The 1,031-nt window shown below is 63.3% G+C and carries 1 protein-coding gene; it reads left to right on the top strand.

Annotation, left to right across the window (positions count from 1 at the left end; translation table 11 throughout):
* Nucleotides 1-1,031 (top strand): D-alanyl-D-alanine carboxypeptidase/D-alanyl-D-alanine endopeptidase (gene dacB, locus AC097P_RS25035; protein ID WP_479613113.1); only part of this gene is annotated, 1,031 nt, incomplete at both ends.

The following is a 1,031-nucleotide window of genomic DNA, read 5'->3' as shown; positions in this document are numbered from 1 at the left end:
CCTTGCAAAAGGCCGGACTGACGGAAGCGGTGTTGGGCGTCGTCGCCTATCCCATGACCGACCCCAAGCGCGGTTTGCGGCTGAACTCTGACCTGCCCCAACAACCCGGATCGACCATGAAACTGGTCACCACCATCGTCGCCCTGGAGCGCCTGGGCACCAATGCGCGGGGCCGCACCGACATGCTGGCCACCGACAAGCCCGAAGCGGGAGTCATCAAAGGCCCCTTGTACCTGCGCGGTGGTGCGGATACCGACCTGGACTGGGGTGCGCTGTGGGGCATGCTGCGCCAATTGCGTGAGCAAGGCGTCACCCACATCCAGGGTGGCCTGGTGGTAGACCGCAACCTCTTCCATCCGCCCCGCATGGATGTCGGCCTGGCACCGTTTGATGAATCGCCGGAGTTCCAGTACAACGTGATTCCGGATGCCTTGAACCTCAACACCAGCCTGCTGGGGTTTGTGCTGCAGTCGGACGAAACAACCCTGTCGGTGCGGACCAGCCCTGCACTGCCCGATCTGGTCTTGGACACCCGCTCAATAGTGCTGAATGACAACGCATGCCCGAAATGGGAGAGCACCTGGGCGTTGCCCGAATTGCAGGTGTCTCAAAGCACCCCGCAACTGCGTTTCCAGGGCCAGTTTCCACGCAATTGCACCCAGCAGCTCGAGCTCAACCTGGTCGATCGCCAGTGGGTCACCACCCGTGTGGTGCGCCAGATCTGGAGTCAGCTCGGGGGGCAGATCAGTGGCCCGGACGTGGAAGGATCGACCCCGGCCCGGGCGATGGTTCTGGCCAGTCACCAAGGTCGCCCTTTTGCCGAGGTGGCGCGCGGGATGATGAAACGCTCCGACAACCCTTTGACCCGGTTGACCTACCTGCGGCTGGGTGCGAAGGCTGCTGTCGATGGCGAGCCCACACTCGACGCCGCAGCACGTTCGATTCACGAGTGGTTCGCGGCCCATGGCATTCCGACGGATGGCCTGGTGATGGACAACGGCTCCGGGTTGTCACGCAGCGAGCGCATCACA

The sequence above is a fragment of the Rhodoferax sp. ZS1R8 genome (assembly GCF_056521325.1).
Note: the sequence above shows the minus strand (reverse complement) of the source record. Positions and strands in the feature narration are given on the sequence as shown.